General features: G+C 41.0%; 1 protein-coding gene. It reads left to right on the plus strand.

Translation table 11 applies throughout. From position 1 onward, the window contains the following. Positions 1 to 357 precede the first annotated feature (357 nt). The gene (locus AB1414_21035) at positions 358 to 1098 is read left to right on the plus strand and encodes a hypothetical protein (GenBank protein MEW6609897.1); all 741 of its coding nucleotides are present in this window, start codon (positions 358 to 360) and stop codon (positions 1096 to 1098) included. Positions 1099 to 1330: the final 232 nt, after the last annotated feature.

Consider the following 1330-nt stretch of genomic DNA (forward strand, 5'->3'; position numbering starts at 1 on the left):
TAACATGCAAATTCAATCTTAACAGAGCACTATAATCTTTGCGTTCTTTGCGGTTAATTTCTTTGCGTTCTTTGCGGTTAAAAAAGGATAAACCACTTAATCTTAAAAAAACTTGAATATCGAGTATCAGTTAAAGTATACCTTGTACCTGCCCAATCTTGCGAAGAAAGGTGGTGAAAAAACATCCTCCAAAATTTATTGCCGGGCAATCGTATAAGGAAAAGAAAAAGTGTAAGCAAAGGGGATAAGGAGATAGAGGAGAGGAGGAGATATTTTTTAAAATCAATCTCCATATCTCCAATATCACCACATCTCCATTTTTACACAGACAAAAACTAAAAAGGAGGAAGTAAAAAAATGAAAAAGACAATAATTTCAGTGATGTTATTAGTTGGGCTAATTATCAACCCTACATCTGCCTTTGCAGCACAAATTTACAGTGCAGATGCTATTCTTACTCCAGCTGCTGGTAACCTTATGGGTGGTTTAGGCTGTTTTGTAGGTGGTGAGGTTCCGGGTCAATATGATTGGACAATAGGTAATTGTGTACCGGGTGGTACTCCAACAGATGATATGGTATTTTCCACCAATGATGCAACTGGTTGGCAGGAACGGATGCGTATTACCAGGGAAGGCAACGTCGGCATCGGGACGACGGGGCCAACGAATGCGTTGCAAGTTTATAGAGCTTATGACTCTGGGGGAAGTCAGATGACAAACGCAGCCACTATTGTTATTGATGGCTCAGCAACTCAAGATGCTTGGCTTGGATGGGCGCAAGCAGGAACAACAAAATGTGTAGCAGGTTTTGATGATGGAAATGCACGCCTAGATTTTTGGGGGCATGATGGAGCAGCATGGAGAAATCCGTTGTCATTAACAACCTCAGGCAACGTCGGCATCGGGACGACGAGGCCAAAATACAAATTAGATGTCGAAGGCTATGTACAGGCACATGGCTATTATACAGGCGATATTACCTTCCAGAAAGATGGCCAGCAGCTCTGGCGGATGTTTGAAGATGAAGAAGGGTTATATCTTGAAAACCTAAAGACTGGTAAGGTTTATAGATTTTTATTGCAGGAAGTGAAGAAGTAGTTGTAGGTGATAAACCAGGTAAAATGGTTTGAACATTGACCGGTAGGGGGTGTTCTTTGAGCATCTTCTACCGGCAGTTCTATCTCACGAACTTTCGCTAAATTTTTCGGTGGTGTCCTAAATTAGCTAAAGTTTGTGAGAGAAAATGTCGATAAAGATAACAGAAGTACATAGTGTATTATTCTGGAGATTTTGTTTGGGAGGTGGAATAACGATGCATCCAATAGAACAC

The organism is bacterium, assembly GCA_040755795.1.
Taxonomy (GTDB): domain Bacteria; phylum UBA9089; class CG2-30-40-21; order CG2-30-40-21; family SBAY01; genus JBFLXS01.

What these genes read in the sequence shown, in the direction of transcription:
- AB1414_21035 (MEW6609897.1), top strand. Translation starts at nt 358, where the DNA reads ATGAAAAAGACAATAATTTCAGTGATGTTATTAGTTGGGCTAATTATC.